Origin of the sequence: Pseudomonas sp. StFLB209, assembly GCF_000829415.1 — a bacterium.
Lineage (GTDB): Bacteria > Pseudomonadota > Gammaproteobacteria > Pseudomonadales > Pseudomonadaceae > Aquipseudomonas.
The window spans coordinates 4,733,025-4,757,810 of record NZ_AP014637.1 but is presented as its reverse complement, the minus strand read 5'-3'; the positions used below and the strand labels follow the sequence as shown (position 1 = coordinate 4,757,810).

Annotated in this window: 23 protein-coding genes; 12 read left to right on the top strand and 11 right to left on the bottom strand. The window is 59.8% G+C overall.

Translation table 11 applies throughout. The features are described from left to right. Positions 1–68: 68 nt before the first annotated feature. Positions 69–2,648, top strand: coding sequence for a bifunctional diguanylate cyclase/phosphodiesterase (locus PSCI_RS21485; protein WP_045490860.1), 2,580 nt, complete (start codon positions 69–71; stop codon positions 2,646–2,648). 116 nt (positions 2,649–2,764) lie between these two features. Continuing rightward, a complete protein-coding gene (locus tag PSCI_RS21480; protein ID WP_045490858.1) occupies positions 2,765–3,205 on the top strand; it encodes a CBS domain-containing protein in 441 nt (146 codons plus the stop codon). 83 nt (positions 3,206–3,288) lie between these two features. Here the strand turns inward: PSCI_RS21480 and PSCI_RS21475 are convergent, their stop codons facing one another. Continuing rightward, positions 3,289–3,816, bottom strand: a complete 528-nt coding sequence (locus PSCI_RS21475; protein WP_045490856.1) for a DUF4174 domain-containing protein — start codon at positions 3,814–3,816, stop codon at positions 3,289–3,291. A gap of 122 nt (positions 3,817–3,938) precedes the next feature. Continuing rightward, complete coding sequence (locus PSCI_RS21470) at positions 3,939–5,108, bottom strand: aspartate aminotransferase family protein (RefSeq protein ID WP_045490854.1); 1,170 nt, start codon at positions 5,106–5,108, stop codon at positions 3,939–3,941. Positions 5,109–5,211: 103 nt separating this feature from the next. Between PSCI_RS21470 and PSCI_RS21465 the strand changes: the two genes are divergently transcribed. Continuing rightward, a complete protein-coding gene (locus tag PSCI_RS21465) occupies positions 5,212–6,126 on the top strand; it encodes a LysR family transcriptional regulator (protein WP_045490852.1) in 915 nt (304 codons plus the stop codon). On the opposite strand, the gene cysC is transcribed toward PSCI_RS21465, so the two are convergent. Further along, the gene (gene cysC, locus PSCI_RS21460; protein WP_045490850.1) at positions 6,123–6,686 is read right to left on the bottom strand and encodes an adenylyl-sulfate kinase; all 564 of its coding nucleotides are present in this window, start codon (positions 6,684–6,686) and stop codon (positions 6,123–6,125) included. The two genes, PSCI_RS21465 and cysC, sit on opposite strands and share 4 nt — an antisense overlap. 133 nt (positions 6,687–6,819) lie before the next feature. On the opposite strand from cysC, the gene PSCI_RS21455 reads away from it, so the two are divergent. Further along, positions 6,820–7,398, top strand: a complete 579-nt coding sequence (locus tag PSCI_RS21455; RefSeq protein WP_045490848.1) for a GNAT family N-acetyltransferase — start codon at positions 6,820–6,822, stop codon at positions 7,396–7,398. A 156-nt stretch (positions 7,399–7,554) separates the two neighbouring features. Here PSCI_RS21455 and PSCI_RS21450 read toward each other — a convergent pair whose 3' ends face one another. Both PSCI_RS21450 and PSCI_RS21445 read right to left on the bottom strand, forming a co-directional pair. Continuing rightward, on the bottom strand, positions 7,555–7,827 hold the full coding sequence (locus PSCI_RS21450) for a hypothetical protein (RefSeq protein ID WP_045490846.1): 273 nt from the start codon (positions 7,825–7,827) through the stop codon (positions 7,555–7,557). Positions 7,828–7,998: 171 nt separating this feature from the next. Beyond that, the gene (locus tag PSCI_RS21445) at positions 7,999–9,567 is read right to left on the bottom strand and encodes a TerC family protein (RefSeq protein WP_045490844.1); all 1,569 of its coding nucleotides are present in this window, start codon (positions 9,565–9,567) and stop codon (positions 7,999–8,001) included. Between the two features lie 627 nt (positions 9,568–10,194). Here PSCI_RS21445 and PSCI_RS21440 point away from each other — a divergent pair. The 5 genes from PSCI_RS21440 to moaA all read left to right on the top strand — a co-directional run bounded on the left by PSCI_RS21440 (position 10,195) and on the right by moaA (position 14,465). Next, on the top strand, positions 10,195–10,479 hold the full coding sequence (locus PSCI_RS21440) for a hypothetical protein (RefSeq protein WP_045490842.1): 285 nt from the start codon (positions 10,195–10,197) through the stop codon (positions 10,477–10,479). 110 nt (positions 10,480–10,589) lie between these two features. Further along, complete coding sequence (locus PSCI_RS21435; RefSeq protein ID WP_045490840.1) at positions 10,590–11,531, top strand: class I SAM-dependent methyltransferase; 942 nt, start codon at positions 10,590–10,592, stop codon at positions 11,529–11,531. An 11-nt stretch (positions 11,532–11,542) separates the two neighbouring features. Then, positions 11,543–11,944 (top strand): glyoxalase/bleomycin resistance/dioxygenase family protein, encoded by a 402-nt coding sequence (locus PSCI_RS21430; protein ID WP_045490838.1) that lies wholly within the window; start codon positions 11,543–11,545, stop codon positions 11,942–11,944. A 58-nt stretch (positions 11,945–12,002) separates the two neighbouring features. After that, a complete protein-coding gene (locus PSCI_RS21425; RefSeq protein ID WP_045490836.1) occupies positions 12,003–13,358 on the top strand; it encodes a cation:proton antiporter in 1,356 nt (451 codons plus the stop codon). A gap of 108 nt (positions 13,359–13,466) precedes the next feature. Continuing rightward, complete coding sequence (moaA, locus tag PSCI_RS21420; RefSeq protein ID WP_045490834.1) at positions 13,467–14,465, top strand: GTP 3',8-cyclase MoaA; 999 nt, start codon at positions 13,467–13,469, stop codon at positions 14,463–14,465. 12 nt (positions 14,466–14,477) lie between these two features. On the opposite strand, the gene PSCI_RS21415 is transcribed toward moaA, so the two are convergent. The 5 genes from PSCI_RS21415 to PSCI_RS21395 form a co-directional block, all read right to left on the bottom strand. After that, on the bottom strand, positions 14,478–14,993 hold the full coding sequence (locus tag PSCI_RS21415) for a chalcone isomerase family protein (RefSeq protein ID WP_045490832.1): 516 nt from the start codon (positions 14,991–14,993) through the stop codon (positions 14,478–14,480). A gap of 298 nt (positions 14,994–15,291) precedes the next feature. Next, entirely contained in the window at positions 15,292–15,600 is a 309-nt protein-coding gene (locus PSCI_RS21410; RefSeq protein ID WP_045490830.1) for a hypothetical protein, read from the bottom strand. Between the two features lie 700 nt (positions 15,601–16,300). Beyond that, positions 16,301–16,924, bottom strand: coding sequence for an isochorismate family cysteine hydrolase YcaC (ycaC, locus tag PSCI_RS21405; protein WP_045490828.1), 624 nt, complete (start codon positions 16,922–16,924; stop codon positions 16,301–16,303). A gap of 82 nt (positions 16,925–17,006) precedes the next feature. After that, complete coding sequence (locus PSCI_RS21400) at positions 17,007–18,848, bottom strand: amidohydrolase (RefSeq protein WP_045494719.1); 1,842 nt, start codon at positions 18,846–18,848, stop codon at positions 17,007–17,009. A gap of 147 nt (positions 18,849–18,995) precedes the next feature. Further along, positions 18,996–19,610, bottom strand: coding sequence for an antibiotic biosynthesis monooxygenase (locus PSCI_RS21395; protein WP_045490826.1), 615 nt, complete (start codon positions 19,608–19,610; stop codon positions 18,996–18,998). A 208-nt stretch (positions 19,611–19,818) separates the two neighbouring features. Between PSCI_RS21395 and PSCI_RS21390 the strand changes: the two genes are divergently transcribed. Then, positions 19,819–21,390 carry a hypothetical protein gene (locus PSCI_RS21390; RefSeq protein WP_045490824.1) on the top strand — a complete coding sequence of 524 codons (1,572 nt, stop codon included), beginning with the start codon at positions 19,819–19,821 and terminating at the stop codon, positions 21,388–21,390. Between the two features lie 12 nt (positions 21,391–21,402). Here the strand turns inward: PSCI_RS21390 and PSCI_RS29240 are convergent, their stop codons facing one another. After that, positions 21,403–21,525: a hypothetical protein gene (locus tag PSCI_RS29240; protein ID WP_373568511.1), complete on the bottom strand. Its 123-nt coding sequence runs from the start codon at positions 21,523–21,525 to the stop codon at positions 21,403–21,405. 433 nt (positions 21,526–21,958) lie between these two features. Between PSCI_RS29240 and PSCI_RS21385 the strand changes: the two genes are divergently transcribed. Then, positions 21,959–22,498 carry a hypothetical protein gene (locus tag PSCI_RS21385; RefSeq protein WP_045490822.1) on the top strand — a complete coding sequence of 180 codons (540 nt, stop codon included), beginning with the start codon at positions 21,959–21,961 and terminating at the stop codon, positions 22,496–22,498. An 84-nt stretch (positions 22,499–22,582) separates the two neighbouring features. Continuing rightward, the gene (locus PSCI_RS21380; protein WP_045490819.1) at positions 22,583–24,781 is read left to right on the top strand and encodes a hypothetical protein; all 2,199 of its coding nucleotides are present in this window, start codon (positions 22,583–22,585) and stop codon (positions 24,779–24,781) included. Positions 24,782–24,786 lie beyond the last annotated feature (5 nt).

Sequence of the window (24,786 nt, the reverse complement as noted above, 5' to 3'; positions counted from 1 at the left end):
TCCACCCGCGCAGGGTCGCGTTGCCGGGTCTATAAATGATCAGTAGTCGTGTGATGGAGTCAGCCCCGATGCCCCCAGCACCCAGAACACCTGAGTCCGACCCACGCAATGTCTGGCTTGCCAGGCGCACCCTGTCTGCCTTGCTGGGTCTACTGGCGGTGATTTCACTGGTAATGGTCGCCGCCCTGCTGCTGATTGCCCTGCAATTGAATCGCGATGCCAGCAACCACAGCCAACGGCTGGTGGACAAACTCTGGCGAGCAACCCACCAGCAACTGATCACCACCACACGCGACTACGCCTTTTGGGGTGAGGCCTATCGCGCCCTGCACCTGCAACACGACACAGAGTGGGCCTATGACCGGGATAATCTGGGGGCTTCACTGTTCAAGACCTTTCACTTCGAAGGGGTTTTCGTGATCAATGGGCAAAACCAGACAACCTACGCCCTGGACCAGGGTAACCTGAGCGACACCACGCTACAGAGCTGGCTCGGCAGTTTTCCGGCCAGCCTGATAGAGGATGCGCGCAACAGCGAAGACGAGGAACACGTCGCCACCCGGATCCTCAATGTGCAGGGTCAACCGGTGTTTTTCAGCGCCGCCCGCCTGACCCCTGGCACCGACCCGGCAGTGCAACGCCTGGCCGGTGTACAGTCAGTGCTGGTGCTGGCGTACCGTTTGAGTCCGCAAAAGCTCAAGCATCTGGGCAACAGCTACGAAATCGCTCATTTACGCATACCGCTCGACCATCAAGATGCGACCCGCCAGCCGCAATTGCAGATCGACCCGCAGTTGCTGTTGCGCTGGGATCCAGAGCGGCCCGGTCATCGCTTGCTGCGGGTGCTGTTGCCGATTTTGCTGCTGTTGCTTGGCGCGCTGTTGCTTGTCAGTCGCGGCATCAGTCGGCGAGCGCTGAACAACGCGCAACTGATGGACCAGCAGTACGCCATGATCAGCGCCAGCCGCAGCGCCCTGGCCAGCAGCGAAGCGCGCTTTCGCAATGTGGCCGAGGCCGCATCGGACTGGTTCTGGGAAACCGCGTCGGACCTGCGCATCACTTACCTGTCCGAACGCTTCACCGCCGTCACCGGGCAGGCGGCGCAAGACTGGCTGGGCCGCCGTCTGGATGAAATGCTCGACTGCCCCGAGCAACGGCTCGACCAATGGATCCACGCTCAGCACGCCAGCGTGACCCGCTCGGTGATCCGTTGCACCCATCAAGCCCCCGACGGGCAAACCCTGACCAGCCTGATTGCTGTCAAGCCGATCCTGCACGACGGGCAGATAGTCGGTTATCAGGGCAGCGCCTCGGACATCACCCGGGAAGTGGCCGTTGAACAACGGCTGCGCCAACTGTCATGGCACGACGCCCTGACCGGACTGGCCAATCGCAGCCAGTTGCGGGAATTTCTTGAAGCGCAGTTGCAGCAACTGCCTCACCAGGGCATGCCGCTGACCCTGCTCAGCCTCGACCTGGATCACTTCAAGCCGGTTAATGACCTGTACGGCCACAGCGGTGGCGACAGCGTGTTGCGCGAGGTGGCCCGGCGTCTGGCGCGCTGCCTGCCACAAGGCGCCTTGCTGGCCCGCCAGGGCGGTGACGAATTCATCATGGTGGCCCCGGCACTGGCCAGTCGACACGCGGTGGAACAGCTGTGCCTGACGCTGATCGCCAGCATCTGCCAGCCTTTTATACTCAATGGTCAGGAGATCACGATCGGTTTGAGCATCGGCATCGCCTGTGCCCCCACAGACGGCATTGAGCCGGATGATCTGCTGCGTTTTTCTGACCTGGCGCTCTATCAGGCCAAGCACAATGGGCGTAACACCTGGCGCTTCTATGAGCCACAGATGACCGAGCGTATGCAGCAGCGCCGCGAACTGGAAAGAGACCTGCATATCGCCCTCAGGCACGGCCAGTTCACCCTGCGCTATCAACCCCGTCATGCGGTGAGCAGCGGGCGGATCTGCGGTGCCGAGGCACTGATCCGCTGGGAACACCCGCAGCTTGGGCTGTGCATGCCGGATCAGTTCATCAGCCTGGCCGAAGAGAACGGCCTGATCGTAGCGCTCAGTGACTGGGTGTTGCGCAGGGCCTGTAGCGATGCGATGCAATGGGGTGACGACGTTCTGGTCTCGGTGAATATTTCTGCCATCGAGTTTCGCCTCGGCGGCCTGGTCGAACGCATTCGCTCGGTACTGGCGGCCACCGGGCTGCCACCGCACCGGCTGGAACTGGAGCTGACCGAGCGGGTGGTGATCGAGGACGCGCCCTCCTGCCTGGAATTGATGACGGCGCTCAAGCACCTGGGGGTCAGACTGGCGATGGATGACTTTGGCACCGGTTACTCGTCGCTGAGCTACCTCAAGGACCTGCCGTTTGACACCCTGAAGATCGACCGCAGTTTCATCAGCGAAATCGAGCACAGCGCCCAAGGACGTGCCATTGTGCGGGCAATCATTGATCTGGGACGTGCGCTATCCTTGACGATCACCGCTGAAGGTGTGGAAACCGGGCAGCAACTGCAACACTTGCAGGACTTGACCTGTGACGAAGCTCAAGGTTATTTGCTGAACCGGCCGATGCCCTTGGCAGCGCTGCTTCAGGCAATCGAAGGGCAAAATGTGCACGCACTGGATGTTTGACGCTTTCGCACCCCTGCAAGGCGCTTTCAAGCTTGCGGCAGCTCATGGCTTGCCGGATGCTTTAACCACCCCGCAGAAGGGTCCCTGATAACAAGGTCTCGCCACTGGAGAGCGCCATGAAAACCGTAGCTCAATTGCTCAAACTCAAGCCTGAACAACACCGTCAGGTTCACACTATTGCACCCGGCGCGCTGGTGCTGGACGCCTTGAAACTGATGGCCGAGAAGAATATCGGTGCCTTGGCCGTGGTCGAAAACGGCGCGGTCGTCGGCGTGGTCAGCGAACGCGACTACGCCCGCAAGATGGTCCTGCTTGGCCGCTCTTCGGCCGGCACGCCAGTGAGCACGATCATGAGCAGCAAGGTCATCACCGTTGACTCCTCACGCAGCGTCGAAGACTGCATGAACATCATGACCGACGGCCACTTGCGCCACCTGCCGGTGGTCGACAACGGCGAACTGCTCGGTTTGCTGTCGATCGGTGACCTGGTCAAGGAAGCCATCGCTGAACAGGCGAGCCTGATTCAACAGCTGGAACAGTACATTCGCGGCGAGTGAACCCTCGGGGGGTTGGCGCCAAAGCCAAAGCCCGCTGCAGAACACTCTGCAGCGGGCTTTTTGTTTTCACGGCTGATGCCCCCTCAGTCGTCGAGGGTCGGCGCCCCGCCCTTGCCGGCCTTTGGCGCTTTTTCCGGCGGTGGCGCGGTACTGCTGGCTGGCGCCGCTGCCGGTGCGCTGGCCTCTTTTTCACGCATTGGCATCTGATCGATGGTGGCGAAGATTTCCTGAACCTGAATGCTCTCGGTTTCGAGCTTCTTCTCGCCATCCTTGCCAATCAGGATGACCCGGGTCTTGCCCCCGGCGCCCAGCTTCAACTCGCGGATCAGCGCCATGCTGGTCTGCGCATCCAGATTTTTGCCGTCACGCTGGCCAAGCGTGTTGACCACGGTGTAGAGCACCATGTTGCGCTCGGTAAAGGCCTTGCGGTTGGCGGGTTCTTCAAGCGCTTTTTTCAAGCTGACCAGCGTCTGGTCGCTTTGGCTAGGGGCAATGATGACCAAAGGCCTGGCCTTGCCGCGCTCCTGTGCCAGCGGTGCATCACTGTCGGCGGCAAACACCGGGGCAGCGACGAGCAGCAGAGTAGCAAGGGTCAGTGACCGGATAGGCATGGGGGGCTCCTTGTTAATCGGTGGGTCGGCATATTGCTTTGATTCGCAATTCCCATGTGTGTTTCTACCGTAACTGTATCTTTCCGGTATAGCCCAAAATTTACTCGCCCCCATCAAACCGGTTACTCAAGCAGGCTGTGCAGGGCCTGCACAATCGTATCCGCCTCGTCGTGATTGAGGGTCAATGGCGGCAGCAAGCGGATGGTCCGGCCGCGCGTCACATTGATCAGAAGCCCGTAATGCCGGGCGGCCATCAGACTCAGGTCGGCAATCGGTTGCTGCAACTCAATGCCGATCATCAGCCCGCGACCGCGAATCGCGACGACCTTGGGGTTATCGTTCAGCGCCTGCCCCAGACGCTCTATCAGATAATCGCCCAGCAGCCGGGCATTATTGACCAATTGTTGCCGCTCGATGATCTCCAGCACCGTGCAGCCGACCCGACAGGCCAACGGGTTGCCGCCAAACGTGCTGCCATGACTGCCAGGAGTGAACAGCCCTGCCGCTTTGCCGCGCGCCAGGCAAGCACCAATCGGTATGCCGTTGCCCAGCCCTTTGGCCAGGGTCATGACATCCGGCACGATACCTTCATGCTGAAAGGCGAACCAGCGCCCGGTACGGCCGATGCCGCTCTGGATTTCATCGAACATCAACAACCAGTCACGCTGCCGGCAACGCTCATGCAATGCCTTCAAATAGCCGGCCGGCGCGACCCGAATCCCGCCCTCGCCCTGCACCGGCTCAAGCAGCACCGCCGCGATCCGCGAGCCATGGCTGGCACAGGCCTGCTCGAAGGCTGCCAGGTCGCCGAACGCGATGCGCAGCACATCACCCGGCAAACCGGCAAACCCAAGCCGCACCGCCGGGCCATCACTGGCGGCCAGAGTTCCCAGGGTACGGCCATGAAACGCATTGTCCATGACCACCACCAGCGGCTGCTCAATGCCTTTGTGCCAGCCATGCAAGCGGGCCAGTTTGAGTGCGGTCTCGTTGGCCTCGGCGCCGGAGTTGTTGAAAAACACCCGCTCAAGGCCCGACAGCCCGGTCAGCGCCTGTGCCAGACGTTGCTGCCAGTCAATGTTGTACAGATTGGAGGTGTGTAACAGTAACCCGGCCTGTTCGCTGATGGCCGCCACCAGGGCCGGATGGGCATGGCCGACATTAGTCACTGCCACACCGGCCACTGCATCGAGGTATTCGCGCCCGTCCTGGTCCCATACGCGGGTATTCAGGCCGCGCACAAAGCTCAAAGGTAATGGCTGGTAGGTGTGCATCAGGCAAGCGCTGGTCATGGTCGGCGGCTCCATAGTGGTCAGGGGTGGTTTGCAGTATCGTTAGCCCCTTTCGCTGGATAAACCGGCTATAACTTCAAACATTTTCAAGCATGGATTGATAATGGATCTGTTCCAGGCAATGTCGGTATTCGTAAAGGTCGTCGAATCCGGCAGCATGACGGCCGCCGCCCGCGAATGCGCAATTTCCACGACCATGGTCGGTAACCATTTGCGTGCACTGGAACAGCGCCTGGGCGTCAGCCTGCTCAAGCGCACCACCCGCCGCCAGCGCCTGACCGAATTTGGCGAAGCGTACTACCAGCGTTGCGTGGAAGTTCTGGGGCTGGTGGTCGATTCCGAACAGTTGGCTGAACAGGCACTGGGCGAACCGTTGGGCACCTTGCGCATCACCGCGCCGCTGACCTTCGGCTCGGAGCGTCTGGCCCCGGCCCTGAGCGAGTTCTCCCGGCGCTACCCACAGATTCGCCTGGATGTCGTGCTGACCAACCAGCGCATGGACCTGCTGGACCACGGTTTCGACGTAGGCATCCGCATGGGCGAACTGGCTACCTCGACGCGCCTGATCGCCCGCCCCTTGCAGGACTACACCCTGACCATCTGCGCCGCGCCGCAATACCTGGCGCGGCGCGGCACACCCCGGCATCCCCAGGACCTGCAGCAGCACGACTGCCTGGCGTTCGCTTATCTGGCGGGCGATGACTGGAGTTCCACCGAAAAACACTGGCGACTCAACGGACCAGACGGCGAGGTCTCGGTGCCGGTCAACGGGCCGTTGATGATCAATTCTTCAGCGGGCCTGTATCAGGCCGCCAAGGCCGGTATGGGCATCGTGATGCTGCCCGACGCGCTGGTCGAACAGGACCTGCGAGAGGGTCGGCTGAAGGCCTTGCTCCCCGAGTACCGCTTGCCGGGCAGGCCCATGCACCTGATCTACCCGCAAGACCGCTATCGGTTGCCGAAACTGCGCAGCTTTGTCGAATACGCCCTGCAGTTGTGGGGCATGGAGCCGGGTTAACTCGCCTGCACTGCACGTTCACACAGCGCATCAAGCAAATGTTCAGTGCTCATGGTATGGCTGTCGAAGCTGAATTCGGCCGCCAGCGGCACCTCAAAAGGCGCATCCCAACCGGTCAGATTGTGCAGCTCGCCTCGTTGTGCGCGGGCGTACAGGCCTTTGGGGTCGCGCTGCATGCACACCTGCAGGCTGGTGCTGACATGCACCTCGGTGAACTGCCCGGTTGCGAACAGCTGGCGTACCCGCTGGCGGTCTTCATTGAAGGGCGAGACGAACGCGCAGATCACATCCAGCCCTGAACGCTGCAACAACGCAGCGACCTCACCGGCCCGGCGAATGTTTTCCCGGCGGTCGGCATCGCTCATGCCCAGATCGGCGCACAAGCCGCGGCGCAGCTCGTCACCGTCGAGCACCAGTGCCTGGCGGCCCACAGCCTTCAGGCGCTGTTCAAGCGCTTTGGCCAGGGTGGTCTTGCCGGCAGCAGGCAGGCCGGTGAGCCAGAACACATGGCTCATGGATGACTGGGGAGACTTCAGGTCAGCAAGAATAGGGCTGGGCATGGACTTCCTTGAAATTGGCCAGATACCGGGCTGAGCATATACCGCCATTGGTTGCTGCTCGGCAAGCCAGACTTGCAGATCGTTGGCCTGAACACATAAGGTGCGCCTCACGCCGTACACCGCAAGGACCGACATGATCCAGATCCGCCCCATGACCGCCGCCGACTTCGACGGCTTCTGGCCAACCTTCCAGGCCGTCGTCAGCGCCCGGGAAACCTACGCCTATGACCCGGCCCTGACCTTTGAGCAGGCCCGCGAGCTGTGGCTGAATTATCCGCTGCACACGTTGGTCGCTGAAGAACACGGCGTATTGCTGGGCAGTTACTACCTCAAGGCCAATGCCGCAGGTCCCGGTAGCCATGTCAGCAACTGCGGCTATATGGTCACCGAGGCTGCGCGTGGCCGTGGCGTGGCCCGGCTGATGTGCGAGCACTCGCAGCAGTTGGCAAGGCAAAGCGGTTTTCTGGCCATGCAGTTCAACTCGGTGGTGGCCAGCAACGAAGTGGCCGTCGCGCTGTGGGGCAAGCTGGGCTTCGACACCGTCGGCCGCCTGCCACGCGCCTACCGTCACGCCCGGCTGGGCCTGGTGGATTGTCTGGTGATGTACAAATGGCTGGGCGAACAACCGGCTGTTACAGCTGAGCCAGAGCGCCCACTGTTGATCGGCCGGAAAAATATCGAGTCGGTGGTATCACGGCCGCGTCGGCGCTGAACCTGATCGTTTAGGCCCTATGTACCTCTGTGGGAGCTACCTTGGTAGCGAAGAGGCCAGCAAAGTCACTGCATTTGCCGTGGTTTACCGGCCCATTCGTCGCAATGCCGCCCAGACCAAGGTCGCGGCCACAAAGCCAGGTACCGTCCGAATCGGTCAATCCTTGACTTGGCTGAGGGCGAAGCGTTGCCCTTTGGTATCGCGAACCTCATTGCCAACGATCCAGGCGATGGTCTGACCATCATGGTCGACCAGCCGCTGGGGCGTTCCCAGACTCAAGAAGCCGATCTCCCCGCTCCAGTCACGGCGCGGGTCATGCTCAAGGTAGGCATATACCTTGCGCTCGCGGATGCGCCAGACCGGGTAGGCCTTGCGGGTCGAGATCACGTCATAGGTCAGGTTGGGATTGAACAGGGAAGCAGCAGTCATGGCAGGCTCCGAGAGGTGGAGTGGCTGACTGCAGGTTGAAGCCACGGGAGTGAGGCAGGATAGACCAGCCTTATTCGATCTTGTTGAATCGAGCCGACCAGTTGCATGCCATCGACGCATTTGGCGCGTCGATGGCAGCCTGGCGGTCAGCAAACCGCAGCTTGAGGCGGGTTACTTGCCGGTGGCTTGCTGCTGGCGTTGCAGCAACACTTTGGTCACCCGCCGCTCTTCGACACCGGTCACCTTCAACGACCAGCCTTGATGCTCCAGCTGGTCACCGATCACTGGCAGACGATCCAGCAGGCTCATCACCAGGCCGGCCAGCGTCTGGTAGTCCTCGGTGACGCGGGCCTGGAAGCCGGTGCGCTCGCGGATCAGGCTGAGGTTCAGGGCACCGGAAACAACGAAGTCCTCGCCCTGGGTGACGATATCCGGCCCGGCCATTTCACTGGCGTCCGGCAACTGGCCAGCGATCGACTCCAGGATGTCGGTCATGCTGAGGATACCGATGAAGTCGCCGAACTCATTGACCACAAAAGCAATGTGCGTCGACTCTTTACGCATTTGCTCCAGCGCATTGAGGATCGAAAAGTTCTCCAGCAGGTTGATCGCCTTGCGGGCCATCAGCGCCATGTCCGGCTGGTTGCCGGCCAGCAGCTCACGCAGCAGTTCTTTCTTGTGCACATAGCCCAGCGGCTCATCGATCCCGGCCTCGCCCACCAGCGGCAGACGCGACACCGATGAATGCATCAGCTTGAGGCGGATCTTGTCGGCGTCGTCCTTGAGGTCGATGTATTCCACCTCTGCACGTGCCGTCATCACTGTGCGGATCGGCCGTTCGGCCAACTGCAGCACGCCACTGATCATCACCCGCTCACGACGATCGAACACCGCTTCGGTTCCGCCGGCAGAGTCAACCATGTCGCTGATTTCTTCATCGACAGAGCCCTCTTCGAGTTGGCGGCCACCCAGCAGGCGCATCACCGCATGGGCAGCGCGCTCACGACGCGGCAGGCTGCCATGCGCGGACGCCTTGCGGCGCTTGCGGGCAACCTGGTTGAACACCTCGATCAGGATCGAGAAGCCGATCGCCGCGTACAGGTAGCCTTTCGGGATGTGGAAGCCCAGACCTTCGGCGGTCAGGCTGAAACCGATCATCATCAAAAAGCCCAGACACAGCATGATCACGGTCGGGTGCCGGTTGACGAAGGTGGTCAGCGGCTTGCTGGCGACAATCATCACACCGATCGAGATGATGACCGCGATCATCATGACCGACAGGTGCTCAACCATACCGACGGCGGTGATGACCGCATCGAGCGAGAACACCGCATCGAGTACCACAATCTGGGCAACGATCGGCCAGAACAGCGCGTAAGTGCCGGTGGTGGCGCGCTGGCTGACATGGCCTTCGAGCCGTTCGTGCAGTTCCATGGTGGCCTTGAACAACAGGAACACACCGCCGAACAGCATGATCAGGTCACGGCCCGAGAAGCTCTTGCCGAACACCTCGAACAGCGGCGCGGTCAGGGTCACCATCCACGAGATACTCGCCAGCAGGCCCAGACGCATCAGCAGTGCGAGGGTCAGGCCGATGATTCGCGCCTTGTCGCGCTGATGTGGCGGCAGCTTGTCGGCCAGAATGGCGATGAACACCAGGTTATCGATACCCAGTACCAGTTCCAGAATGATAAGGGTCAGCAGGCCCAGCCAGGCCGTGGGGTCAGCAATCCATTCCATGAGGTCAGTTCTTTTTCTTGGAAAAATAAAGGGCAAACGTCAGCAAACGGCGTTGGACAGCCGGGCTTTGCTCAAAGGAAGAAGCGCTGACACGGGGAAGGCTTGGCAGGACGCCGGGCCGAAGGAGTTTGCGTTGAGGCGGGTCGCAGAAGGGTGAATGTGCAAAGGCGTGTGCACAGCGACTGGGGGGTTCCTGGAGGGTGTTCATAAAATCCTGAAATTGAATGCGGGACAGAAGCGTACAACAACGAGTCACAATTACCATGCAGAATATTTATTACAAAGCTTGACGGCATTTCGAAATCATCGTGCCTGCAGCCATGCGCTGTGACAATTGACCGCACCCAAGAGAGTGCCAGTTGTCTGACAACAGCAGATTACTACTGGAGTTTCGAGCATTTTTTGTACTAAGATGTTGCAACACAGACAAGCGTAATGTCCAAGCCTCAAGCGGCAGTGCTTCTTGAAGGTCGATTGCGACATCCCCTCGACTTGATCTCCTAATAAAAAGAAAGCCCGTCCTATGACGGGCTTTTTTCGTTTTCAGTATTTGCATTGCCTGATCTGCCGGTGCGCTGCGCAAGCGCTGACCGGCCAACCCATTCGATGAAATTGAGGTTTTTTCCCATGCTGCGGTACGTTGTATCCCACCTGTTCCAATGGCTCAAACGCTTCTCTTCGGAACAGGACCCTCGCCATCATGCTGACCAGCCCTACTCGCGCGACTTCACCCGTGAAACCGAACGCGAACAAAGCTGGAGCCTGAAGTCGATCCTGCTGGTCGTCGCGCTGAGCTGCTATTGCCTGGGCGGCCTGGGTTACTACGCCAAGACCCAGATCTGGGACACCATGACCGACGCACAGAAAGAACAGATGGCCCAGGCCATGATTGCCAGCTCGCAGAACCTCTGAGCCGGCAGGTTGCAGGACCCGACGGGGAAGCCATTGGCTTCCCCGTTTGCATTTAACCGGCCTGATCCGGGGCTGCTACCATACACGCCCTTTGATCAACGACTCGCGCCATGAATTCCGAAGCACTCGCCACCCTGCACCAGCATCTGCTCACCGCCCTGGACCCCGCCCCGGCTGAAACCCGTCGCTTGTTTCACGGCCGCGGGCGGGTCTGGCCGGGGCTTGAACACCTCACCGTGGACTGGATGCAGGGGGTGGTGCTGGTGGCGCTGTTCCGCGAGCCGGCGGCCGAGGAGCTTGCTGCGCTCAAACAACTGCTGCAGGAACTGACCAATAGCCAGGCATGGCGCAACAGCAAGGCCCATAGCCTGCTGCTGCAACACCGTTATACGGCGCACAGCGATACCGAGTGGCTGATCGGTGAACACCGGGATCACTGGCTGATCACCGAGAGCGGCCTGCGCTACAAGCTCGATTTCGGCCGCAACCAGAATACCGGGCTGTTTCTCGACATGCGCTACGGCCGCGACTGGGTACGGGCCCAGGCCAGTGGCAAGCGAGTGCTGAACCTGTTCGCCTACACCTGTGGCTTTTCGGTGGCGGCGATTGCCGGCGGTGCTGAACAGGTGGTGAACCTGGACATGGCCAAAGGGCCGCTGAATCGTGGTCGGGAGAATCACAAGCTCAATGGCCACGAAATGCACCGGGTGAGTTTTCTTGGCCACGACCTGTTCAATTCCTGGGGCAAGGTGACCCGCAGCGGCCCCTATGAGCTGATCATCATCGACCCGCCGTCGTTTCAGAAAGGCAGCTTTGTGCTGGACAAGGACTACCAGCGGGTGCTGCGCCGCCTGCCGCAGTTGCTCAGCCCCGGCGGTCAGGTGCTGGCCTGCATGAACGACCCGTTGGTCGCGTCGCAATTTCTGATCGAACAGACGGCCCGTGAAGCCCCGGCGCTGCGCTTTGTCGAACGGCTGGACAACCCGCCGGAGTTTGCCGATGCCAGTGCCGAAGGCGGGCTGAAGGCACTGGTGTTCACGCTGGATAATTGAGGAGGTTGATCATGCCGCTACACCCCAAGCCCGGCGCCGTGCTGTTCGGCAAAGATCTGCCGCGTCTGGCGCGGTTTTACTCGCAGCTCGCCAACCTGAGCATCACCCTCGAAGAGAACCGGCTGATGGTACTGGAGTCCGATTCGTTTCAGTTGGTGCTGCACGCCCTGCCGCCGGCGGTAGCGAAAAAGCTGGTAATCGATAGCCCGCCAAAGCTGCGCACTGACCTGCCGCTCAAGCTGGTCTTGCCGGTGGCCAGTCTTGCTCTGGCACGGCAACAGGCCAGCGAACTGGGCGGTGGCCTCAATCCGCTCGACCAGCAATGGCAAGCGCGTAACTTCAGTGCCTGCGACGGCTTCGACCCGGAGGGCAATGTGCTGCAGTTTCGTGAGGATGCGCCTGCGCAAAACTGAAAACATCCTGCTTGATCAGCAGTCATACCCATAAGGGATGGCCGGCGAGGATCGAGCGATGAGCTTCATGGTGTACGTGGGCGTGCTTGGCGTCTTGCTGATGCTGCTGGCCCTGACCTCTTCCTGGCTGCGCTGGCTGCCGGTCACCACCTCGGCGCTGTGCCTGCTGTTCGGTTTTGCCATCGGCCCGGCGGGCCTGCAACTGATTACCCTGGATGTCCAGCGGTCGCATGAATGGCTGGAGCGGTTGACCGAAGTGGCGGTGTTGTTCTCGCTGTTCAACACCGGCATCAAGCTTCGCCTGCCCTTGCGTGCCAGAGCCTGGCACTCGGCCTATTGGCTGGCCGGCCCGGTGATGCTGGCCAGCATCGTTGGCATGGCGCTGGTTGCCCATTACCTGCTGGCGTTGTCCTGGGGGCTGGCGGTGTTGCTCGGCGCAGTGCTGTCACCGACCGACCCGGTGCTGGCCAGCCTGGTGCAGGTCAATGATGCCCAGGATCAGGATCGGCTGCGCTTCGGGCTGTCCGGTGAAGCCGGGCTGAACGACGGCACGGCCTTTCCCTTCGTGATCCTGGCTCTGCTGCTTCTGACCCAGGAGGGCGCCGTGCAGGACTGGCTTGGCGCCTGGGTCCTCAAACACCTGCTGTGGGGCGTGCCGGCCGGTCTTTTGCTGGGCTATGGCATGGGCCGCGGGGTCGGGCAGTTGATGATTCATCTGCGTATCCGCAACGCGGACAGCACCACATCGCCCAATGACTTTCTCGCTCTGGCGCTGATCGCCCTGTCCTACGTTACCGCGCAGGCACTCGGCGCCTTCGGCTTTCTGGCGGTGTTTGCCGCCGGCTTCGGTCTGCGCCAGGCCGAGGCCCGCATCACCCATTCAGAGCTGCCCTCAGAACACGTGGCGCAGCCGGTCCTGGCGCACACCAGAGTCGAGCGGGAGCGGGCCACGGTGACGCAGATCGAAGAACTCAGCGACTCACAACTGGCCGCCGGGGTGATGATGGGCGATATGCTGCTGTTCGGTAACCTCATCGAGCGGGCCATGGAAGTGCTGCTGATCACCCTGCTCGGCGCTTCGTTGGCACTGTACTGGGACTGGCGCGCCATACCACTGGGCCTGGCGCTGTTCTGCATTATCCGGCCGGCCAGCGTGTGGCTGCTACTCGGCCGCAAGCTGTTTGATGCCAGGCAGAAAGCCTTGGTGGGCTGGTTTGGCATCCGCGGGATCGGCAGCCTTTACTACCTGTTTTATGCGCTCGGTCATGGCTTGCAGCCACAGATCGCCCAAGGCGTCACGGGCCTGACCCTCTCGGTGGTAGGTTTGAGCATCATCCTGCACGGCCTGAGTACCCAGCCGCTGCTGGACCGTTATGAACGCCAACTGAGCCGGCCCGAGGTCCGCCAGGACTAATGGCAAGCGACCCGCATAGAGCGGCTCGATCATGCTATTGTCACAACCGATTGGACTGTGGCGGGCGACACACGCAAGCTTGCGCCTGTCATGAGTTGTGAGGGTGAAATGGCTGATTCCGTCCTGATGGACCGCTTTGCACGCAAGGTCGATTACCTGCGACTGTCGGTGACAGATCGCTGCGATTTCCGCTGTGTGTATTGCATGGCCGAAGACATGACGTTTCTGCCGCGCCAGCAGATCCTGAGCCTTGAAGAGTTGTTTCAGGTCGCTCAGGGCTTTGTCGCGCTCGGCACCCGCAAGATCCGCCTGACCGGTGGTGAGCCACTGGTGCGCCAGGGCATCGTGGGCCTGTGTGAGCGGATTGCCGCCCTGCCCGGCCTGCGCGAACTGTGCCTGACCACCAACGGCTCGCAACTGGGCAAGCTGGCAGCACCGCTGTTCAAGGCCGGGGTCAAACGCCTGAATGTCAGCCTCGACAGCCTCGACGCACAGCGCTTTCACGAACTGACCCGCACCGGCCACCTGCACCAGGTGATCGAGGGCATCGATGCGGCCAACGCCGCCGGCTTTACCCACACCAAACTCAACTGTGTGGTGATGCGCGGCCGCAATGACCACGAGATCAACGACCTGGTGGCCTTCGCCATCGACCGCCAACTGGACATCACCTTTATCGAGGAGATGCCCCTGGGGGCAATCAGCGAGCACAGTCGCAAGGAGGCGTTCTACTCCAGCGAGCAGGTCCGCGAGCGTATCGCCGAACGCTATACCCTGCTGCCCTCCACCGACTCGACCCAAGGACCGTCGCGCTATTGGCGCCTGGCTGAAGCCCCGCAGATCCGGATCGGCTTTATCTCGCCGCACAGCCATAACTTTTGCGCGACCTGCAACCGGGTACGCTTGACCGTCGAAGGCCGACTGTTACTGTGCCTGGGCAATGAGCATTCGGCTGATCTCAAACAGGTCCTGCGCGATCACCCTGAGCAACCCGAGGTGTTACGCGAAGCGATTATTCAGGCGATGCAACTCAAGCCCTGGAGCCATGATTTTCGCCTGGACGATGAGGTGCAGGTGGTGCGCTTCATGAATATGACCGGCGGCTGATTAGCGCGGGTCTTATGACTTTCCCAACAATTTGGCGCGCAGGTCCGGGTTACTGGTCGAAGGGTCAAGCCAGATGGCGAAAAACGCCTCGGCAAATTGAGCGTCGCCAATGACATGCAGCAAACGCTTGCCAAGGTAAAAGCGTGCTTCGCGTCCCGGCACATAAACGCCAGTGATGGTCATGCCGGGTTCGACATCAATGAATGCCTGCTGCATTTCCTTACGCCACACGGCCAACTGCTCGGCATTGACCCGTGCACCTGAGGTTTGCTGGATCTCCTCAAGGCTGACGCGGATCAGATCATCGCGTGAAATGGCGCGGTGGTAAGTCAGTTCCAGCGCCAACGGCGCGCCCACCTTAAAAGGCACCACCGGGCTGAACAGGCGCGCGGTGTAGATATTGAAACCCCAGAGCCGCAGGTCGCCGGCTCCTACCATCCGGGCACTTGGGAGCGCTTCACGCCAGTCGGCCATTGCATTGGCGCAGGCTAACACCAAAGCCAGTGATAACCAGCGTAACGCGTTCATGGAGCAGCCCTCAAAAGAGGTCGTCAATCGATGACCGGCACAAGATGAGAAAAGAGCCAGCGGAATGGTCTAGACCTCAGTGGGCCAAATCAGCGCCACCCACTGGCTCTTTGATACATAACCTATACCACCCGGCAGAACTTGTATATTCAGTGAAATAACTTGTCTGAAATATGTAACACGCCCATGACAGATTCTTCGGGCCATTTGCGGATGATCGACGCAGCACAAAAAACCGGTACACAGGCTCCCGAGAGACTGCATACCGGTTTCAATTGGCCTGTTTCAAACGGTTTTGTCAGGCCACCCGGGCACGGGCATGAGCCTTGTGCCACTCGTTACGCAACAGCCCCAGCTGCTCTTCAACGAACGACAGGTCCGCAGCAGCCTTCTTGCCAACATAGCCTTGCCCACGGCGGAACATTTTCAGTGCAACACACAGTTGCGGGTGGGCGGCGCGGAACTCCTGCTCTTCGGAACAGGCCCTCATCGGATCCAGGCGCACTTCACCGCCATGGGTAACCCACAGCATGTGGCTGTCGAGAGTATCCTTACGGGCGGCAAACAGACGAGCCAGCTCATCAATGGTCAGGTTGTGGATAGTCATGTTGATGCTCCTTCGCTCGTGCACTGTTCAATAGGCTTGATACATCGACTACGGACACTTCTGGAATGACCGGGAAACTGCGGTACGCAGCATTCGTCAGGTGACATTCGGACTTGAAGGAAATGCAGGTAGCCTTGACGGGAAGCCGCTACAACACAGCATCGAATCCGGGAGGCGAAATAGCGAAAGCCGAAAACTCGACGGGCGATCGGGAACAGATCAGCCACAAGCACGTCATGAAGTCGGTTCGCCAGCTCTTGGTCCTGTAACGACGCGGGCCGGGTCATCTTCGTCAATCTGCCTTGTGGGCAGCCTACATCCTGGAACATCCCGACGGCTTGTCGGGCCTGTTCTGTACACCTTTTTCAGCACTCCCGATCGGGGAGATGGCCTCATCATGCTTAATCGAAAGGCATGCGTCAACAGTTATGTAGTGATTTTTTAAAGTCACTACATAACTTTACAAACCACTGGAGAATCAACTGGCACCGCACTGTCGCGCAGCAAACACGAGACTTTGCAGGAGCGGCTTTAGCCGCGAAGCCTTCGCGGCTAAAGCCGCTCCTAGGAGATATCCATTAAAAATCAATAGCTTGTATTTTTTTTAACGCGATCCGCTTGAGCCGCGAACAGCCTTGTTCGCGGCTCAAGCGGATCGCCGCCCGACCACTGCTACGCAGGATCGCGCAGCAGCGTCGCCTTACTGGGTAAATGCGCTGTAGCTGTTGATCAGGTTGCGGTAGTTGGGGATCCGCTGGGACAACAGGTTACCCAGCCCTTCGATGTCGTTGCGCCAGTCGCGGTGCAGCTCGCAGGCCACTGCGAACCAGTTGACCAGTTGCGCACCGGCAGCGCTCATGCGCGCCCAGGCAGCCTGTTGCACGGTTTCGTTGAAGGTGCCAGAGGCGTCGGTCACCACAAACACCTCGAAGCCTTCAGCCAGTGCCGACAGGGTCGGGAACGCGACACAGACATCGGTCACCACCCCGGCAATGATCAGTTGCTTGCGGCCAGTGGCTTTTACCGCCTTGACGAAGTCTTCGTTGTCCCAGGCGTTGATCTGGCCGGGACGGGCAATGTACGGCGCATCCGGGAACTGCTCTTTGAGCTCTGGCACCAACGGGCCGTTCGGGCCTTGCTCAAAGCTGGTGGTCAGAATGGTGGGCAGGTTGAAGAATTTCGCCAGATCGCCAAGGGCCAGCACATTGTTCTTGAACTCGTTCGGCGAGAAATCCTGGACCAGAGAAATCAGGCCGGTCTGGTGGTCGATCAGCAGTACGACAGCATCATCTTTGTTCAAACGCTTGTACGGGTTAGTGCTCATGATTGACTCCATTTTTCGAGTAAAGCCGGGTCAGGACGACCCGGCAGTTGCACGCAGGTGACACACATCAGAACGGGCAGAATCAGAACGCAAAGCACGAACAGCCAAACGCGCCCCAGAACCCCTGGAAGTCGCTGACCGGGGCATTGGAGAGGCGGGCTTTTTCATGGCTATGGGAATGCACGGCGCACGGACCACTGCACTGGTGAACCGCTGCCAGTACCGGTGAGGACGGGCGCCAGTGGCCCTGAACCTTGGCCACGGGCGACCAGTCTGGCAGCACCGCAATAGGTTTGGGTGCCAGCGGCTCGAAGTCGTCGGCGCCGTACACCACCTTGCCGTCGACCACCGTCAGCACCGACTCGATCCATTTGATGGCTTCCTGATCGACGCTGAAGAAGTCTGCCGACAGTGCCACCAGGTCAGCCAGTTGACCGACGCGAATCTGGCCTTTCTTGCCTTGCTCGGAAGAGAACCAGGCGCTGCCGTGGGTAAACAGCTCAAGCGCGGTCGCACGCGGCAAACCTTCCGGGTACAGCTCCAGGCCGCCCACCGTGCGACCGCTAACCATCCAGTACAGCGAGGTCCAGGGATTGTAGCTCGATACCCGGGTGGCATCGGTGCCGGCGCCCACCGGTACGCCTTCAGCGAGCATGCGCTTGATCGGCGGCGTGGCCTCGGCGGCCTTGGCGCCGTAACGCTCGACGAAGTATTCGCCCTGGAAAGCCATACGGTCCTGGATCGCGATGCCGCCGCCCAGCGCCCGCACGCGCTCGATGTTGCGCGGGGTGATGGTTTCGCAATGGTCGAAGAACCATGGCAGGCCGTTGAACGGGATCTCACGATTGACCTTCTCGAACACATCCAGCATGCGGCTGATCGATTCGTCATAGGTGGCATGCAGGCGGAACGGCCAGCGCTGCTCGACCAGATGGCGCACCACCGGTTCCAGATCGCTTTCCATGTCCGGGACCAGGTCCGGGCGCGGCTCGCGGAAGTCTTCGAAGTCGGCGGCGGAGAACGTCAGCATCTCCCCTGCCCCGTTGTGCCGCAGGAAGTCATTGCCCTGGTGAAGCTTCACCGAACTGGTCCAATTCTTGAAGTCGGCCAGTTCTTCCTTGGGCTTCTGGGTGAACAGGTTATAAGCGATGCGCACCGTCAACTGATTGTCTTTGTTCAGTTGCTCGATCACCTGGTAGTCATCGGGGTAGTTCTGGAAACCACCACCGGCATCGATGCAACTGGTGATACCCAGCCGGTTGAGTTCGCGCATGAACTGACGGGTCGAGTTGACCTGATACTCCAGTGGCAGCTTCGGCCCCTTGGCCAGCGTCGCGTAGAGAATCATTGCGTTGGGTTTGGCGACCAGCATGCCGGTCGGGTTACCGCTGCTGTCACGCACGATCTCGCCACCCGGCGGGTTCGGCGTATCGCGGGTGTAACCGGCGACCCGCAACGCGGCACGATTGAGCAAGGCGCGATCGTAAAGGTGCAGCAGAAACACCGGGGTGTCCGGGGCGGCCTGGTTGATTTCTTCCAGGGTCGGCATGCGTTTTTCGGCGAACTGGAATTCGTTCCAGCCACCGACCACGCGTACCCACTGCGGGGTGGGCGTGCGCGCGGCCTGGTCCTTGAGCATGCGCAGTGCGTCGGCCACCGATGGCACGCCTTCCCAGCGCAGTTCCAGGTTGTAATTCAGGCCGCCGCGGATCAGATGCAAGTGCGAGTCGTTAAGCCCCGGAATCACCGTACGGCCCTTGAGGTCGATGACCTGAGTGGCGCTGCCGCGCAGGGCCATGACTTCGGCCTCGCTGCCAACGGCCACGAAACGCCCGGCGCTGATCGCTACCGCGCTGGCCTGGGGCTTTTCGCGGTCGACGGTGTGGAATTTGCCGTTGAACAGGATCAGCTCGACAGTATTCATAGCAGTACCTTTGACTGAAGATTGAGAAGTGCCGGCCTGGCCGGCGAAGGAAAAGGCCGGGAGGATCGCCGCGGCAGCGCTGAGCAACGAGCTGTTGGCGATAAAGCGCCGGCGCTGCAGATCGGTGTTGTTGTCATCACTCATGGATCAGTTACTCCCTTTGTCTGAGGCTGGGGCATTCAGCCAGGCAGCGAACAATCGCGTGGCGGCAGGCATCATCAGGTACACCACCAACAGGACAATGGTCAGGGTGATTAGCACGTTGCTCATCACATAACCTGACAGCAGCGGGCTCAGCCCCAGCACCGGCCCCCACAGCAGCGGCACCAGCAGGCTCAACGGCAGAATCACCAGGTAAGACACCACCGCCTGTTTCCAGCGCGGCGGCTGGCGCGCCTCTTCAACGCTTGAGTTGAACCAGAATTCGTTGTGGGCCGTGACCTGAGTCTGATCGCCATCGGCCAGCATCGGCTCGGCCTCACGCACCAGCTCGCGCCGCTGCGGCGAGTCCAGCCATTGCTGCAGGCTCTGAGTGCAAGCAAAGCGCAAAACCGAGGTAAAGGTCTGCAGCCCGTCGCTGCGCCCACGCATGACATCCACGCCCAGATGGCCCTGCTGCTTGGCGGCAATGCTGACAATGCGCCGCAACCACTGTTCGTACTGCACTTCCAGGCCGGTCTTGATCCGGTGGCGGATCACCAGGGTCACGACTTCACGAGCTGACTCGCCCGCCGCTGCGTCGGGGTGAAGGGTGTCGGACATGCTCGGCGCTCCATGGCACGGATTGAGAAGCGGGCGTCGAACTGCTCAAGCCCGGCTTCGATGAGAGTGCGATGGTGCCGCTGATTGCCAGACGAGAATTGGATGCATGTGCTGTGTTGGCTACAGACCCGATACAAATCCTCAGATATCGCTACTGATTTCCGTTGTACGGCCGATAACCTGCGCATAACGACATTGGAAGCCGTTTATGAACGCTATTACAGGCCTCACCCCGCTAAGCCCACTGTACAAAACTCAGCTGAGCACCACGCTGCCCGTGCAGCCCGCCGGCCAGACTTCGGCCGATACCAGCCTGCCGGCGACCAGCGTCATCCTCGGCCAAGACAACAGTGTCAGTGACTCGCAGACCTATTCACGCCAAGGCCAAATGCCTGGTGCGCAGACCCATTACAGCTGGGAAGCGGATGCCACAGACCCACTCAGCGCCTTGATACTTGCGCAACTCAAATCAGGCCCGAGCGGTGCCCGTTTTCAGGGTTTGGGCGCGGCGTTGCTTGAACAACTGGCAGCCAATGGCGGCAAAGCCATTTCCCAATCCGTGTTTGCCTCTGGATCCGAGATCAGCGGACCTGCTGCACTCAAGCCGCTACAGGACGATCTACGCGCACACCCGAACAATAGCCTGACGTTTAGTCTGACAACCGCTTCCGGCGCCACGGTGCAGTTGTCTCTGGCCAGTAACGATCAAGGCCTGGCGGTCAATGCCGAGGTACTGGGCGGTGAGCTGAGCGCAAGCGAACTCAAGGGCCTCAGCGCTCTGGCCAGTTCTTTCCAGTCCGCCATTGATGGCCTGAGCCAAGTGCCGCCCAAACTGCAATTGGGCGAACTGACCCAACTAGATCCAAAGCTGTTCACCTCACTGCAGCTCAATGCCAAATTACAGACCCCGGACGGCGACCAACTTTTCGAATTGCGCCTGGATGAAAAATCCCGCAGCGTCAGCCTGCAAGGTCCCAGCGGCGAGCTGAAACTGGAGCTTGATGCCAGCAACCTTCAGTTGCTCGGCAACGTCACTCAGCGCCAGTCAGCGATCAACAACTACCTTGAACAGTTCGATGCCGCACAAAAACGCGGCCAGGGTGACAAGGATCTGATCAGCCTGTTCAAGGACGCCTTCGTTCAGCTCAACAGCGCTGACGACCAGCGCAGCGCAGCAGCCGAAGATCGGCTGAGCGAGAAGGACCGCACCTTGCTCAGCGGCCTGGCCGACTTCAGCGCCTCGATTAACGAGACCGAGCGCTACAACAACCCGATGCGGCCGCTGGAAGCCGAGCGCTTTAGCTACACTGTTTCGCAAACCAGCAGCGTCAACGATGAAAAACCGCTGGAGCTGGATGTACAGCAACAACAGCAAAGCGCACTCAAGGCGTCTTACCACCAGAGCCTCAACCCACTGGTCGCGCTGACCTTGAGCAGCGAGCGTGAATCTCAGAACTATCGCTACTACGAGATCAATGACCAGGCCAGCAGCAGCACCCGCATCGCTTACCATAAGGGCAGGCTGATCGAGGCCAGCGCCACTCAACAGTCCACCCAGAACGAGCGGGTCCGCACCTACGTCAATGGCGACCTGACCCGTGACCTGCAGACTCCGGCTTCGGTCACCGAGTCACGCAACCTGCTGAGCATGATCAACGAGGTGTTCGAGCAAGAGCGTATTTCACAACGTGACCACCGTGTGTCGGTCCTTGAGGGTCTACTGATGCCGCAGCGCAAGAACTGGCTGCTGCAAAGCTCCGCCAGCAAGATCGCCGATTAAGCAGCGCATCAATCAGCCAATCGGCAGCGCCCGGCTCAGGTAGTGGGCAATCCGCTCGCGCAGCCAGCGCTCGGCCGAGTCGTTGTCATGGTCGCCGCTCCAGACCATCAACAACTCGGCCGGATTGATCGGCACCGACGCAGGTCGTTACAGTTAATGCTTTGAAACGCTGCTGATCAAAGGCGCGATGCTGCAACAGCCAGCTTAAATCCTGGGCGCAACGCTCGACCTCCCCTCCCTCCCCGCGCTAACACAATGAGTGCGAAGCCTCCTGCAACCCTGGCCACCCAATAGCTCTGCTAGCAGACACCCCCGCGCCTGACGCCTGAAACTCACAGGGTATGGGCTTAGAGGGTGCTTACAAAATAGGCGAACGAAGGCAAGACAAGGCGTAATCGGGCGAAAAAGCGCAGTGTACATAAGTACCTGAGCATTTTGATCGGGCCGGCGATCCAGGTCGATTTCAACGCCGTATTGCCGAGTGCAGCCATTTTGTGGACACCCTCTTACGGGCCATCAATTCTCAAGGACAAGAACCAGGGCAGCCAATCGGGTTGCGGAGCAGATCATGGAAAAGATACTTCTGAAGCAACTCGACCAGTTGCCCAGGAACACCGGGCTGAGAATACAGGGAAACTTTGGGTCCTTATATTCCACCCTGGAGACCGGCAACCTGGTCAGCCTCGACATCCCCAACAAGACGCTGACCATCTTCAATACGGTCTATAAAAGAAACACCGTCCTTAACACTGACAATATTCTGTCAATCGAGTACAGCCTGCACGGCTGTAGCTATCCGTTAATGCTGGGCCACCAGGCTATTTTCAATACCAGCGCCCCCGAGAATAATGGCGGTAATATCCAGACCGGCGAATTCAATGCCTTTCTGCCCATTACCACGCTGATCGGCAATGCCGGCATGGGCCCGGTACTGCCGCTCAATTACTACTATTCACCCGATGTCGCATTCACCAAAGGCGGCTGGGCGCCGCGTTTCAGTTACTTCATACTCTATGACAGCGGTGTGCTCAAATTACACTTGCACACCGGCGAGGCCATTACTGTCGCGCAGCCATTGGTGCCGTACTCGCCAATGCCGGGTCTTTAAATCAGCAGCTTCAACACCGTTAGAGATCGTCACGGGATTTGGGCGCAGGCAAAGATCATCCACAAAGATGGAACCGTAGAGTGCATGACCCAAGCCTTTGAACCAGCACCGGGCCAAGAAGCTTCGAGTGTCGATTCGGCGCTTTATGTGTTACCTACCCAGATCAGCAACAGCCTGGGCCACTCTCTGTACCTTAAATGGCGAATAGACCCCGGCACTTTGTTGCAGGAAGGGTTTCCAGAAAGCAGCGGCCAGAACGTGACCCTGAGCGAAGTCTCGGATGACCGTCAGGTATTACTGAGAACCGCGGTACTCAAGAAAAAAACCACCCTCGCCGGTAAGGAAGTCGAACTCGACACCCTCGACTTCACTCAATACCCCGACAAAGAGCCGGTCAAACGCTGCAACCTTTACCACAAAGACAACCGCTTGGTCAGACATGAATGGTTCAACGCAGGCGCCACCGAATCCCAGGAGTTCACCTACACCAACAAGCAACTCACTGCCATCGAGTCTTCACGTGGTTTAAAAGAAACCATCAGCTACACGGCAGACAGCCGTATTGCGCGCTACAGCCTGAGCGGCAGTAATGCCTCATCGGACCTGGTGGAGGACTACACCTTCACCTCCAGCTTCGCCAGGCAGACCAGAACCTTCGACGGCACCACAGTACTGAACGAGCTGCACTACGACATCAACGACGTGTTGAGCAAACAGATCAGCAGCCAGAGCGATTGCGTCACAACCCGGCAATTCAAACGGAACTTCGACAGCAAAGCCCAGCAATTCAGCCTGGAAACCCAGATCACCTACAGCAAAGGCAGCGCGCAGCGAACCGAAACCGAGCTGCAAGTCTACGAGGCCGCCGGCAACCTGATCAAACAGGTGCAAGGCGATGTCACCACCGAGTACACCTACTACAAGGGCCAGTCTGTTGACTCGACCATCGTCACCAATACATCCACCTTCACGGACACGTCGGGCTTCCATGGAAAACTCGGGTACTGGATAGACCACTTTGGTGCAATTGGCTGGGCGATGCAGGCGTTCGGCAAACAGGGAATGACCTGGGGCACCGTGGAGGACCGCACAGTCATACGCGAGCCGGTGCCGACCGACGGCGGCAAGCTTCTTTACAACTTGCCGGTCAACATCAGCCACCCCGGCGGCCCCAACTACTTCCGCGTCAATGTGGAGTCGGAAAAATGCTACCGGACGGTGGATGGCAAACGGGTAGAGCTGAGCTGGACTTACTATGGCTACACCGAAATCCCGGTAAAAAGCACTACAGTCCGGGGCAGCGCCGTAAAACCTTCGCTGAAACTGGTCATCCATCAGCCACAGTCCGACGACGGCATCCGTCTGAAGAACTGGCGTAACAGCTGCCTGGTGGTTCAGCAAACCGAGTACTACACCCAGACCGATACAGACTCGTTCGGCCGGATAAAATCCCTGAGCCAGCGACTGCTCGACTCGACAGGCCAAGACATCGCCTTGTCCATCCAGAAAACCCGCTACGCCTATACGCTGGAAGGCGACAAGCTGACCACCACCATGACCTTCGAGTCGGCCGAAAAAACCCAGGACACGAGCGAAGTCACGCACTGCATGCGCACCCAGCAACTGCTGTTCTCCAAGGACCAGAAGGGCAATAGCGTGGCCTACAGTTACGATGTCTATGGCCAGATGCTCAGCAAGGAAGATAAGGAGCAAGAAGCCACCAGTGCCAAACAGACCCGCTATGAGTATTCGCTGAGCAAGGGCGGCCCCGCGGTCACCACGACCTTTCCAGGCGGTGAGCAATACCGGGAAATCCGTGACGCCCACAACCGCATCGCCAGTACCGAGGCGCGCCGCTCGAGTGCCGTCGGCGTGGCCTGGAAACAACTATCGAGCACTACCTACGATGGCCTGGGCCGGGAAAAGCTCACCACCGAGTACGACTACCAACCCGCCACCGATGCCGCCACCGCCATCGTCAAGCGCCAACTGGAGCAGTTCTACGATAACTGGGGGCAGCCCTGCAAATCTCTGGTGGTGGGCGGTATGGCGCAATACCGCGAATACGATCCCGTCACCCGGAGCATGGTGGAGAAACAGCAGTATCAGGCTGCGTCCTACCTCAGCCAGACCACCCACTACAACGCACTGGGGCGCATTGAAAAACAGACCTGGCGCGATGCAAGTGGCAGCGAATATCAGTCACTGCAATACCAGTACGACAACGCCGGGCGGGTCACCAGGCAAACCCCACTCAAAGGCTCGGTCAAGCAATTTGCCTAGGACAG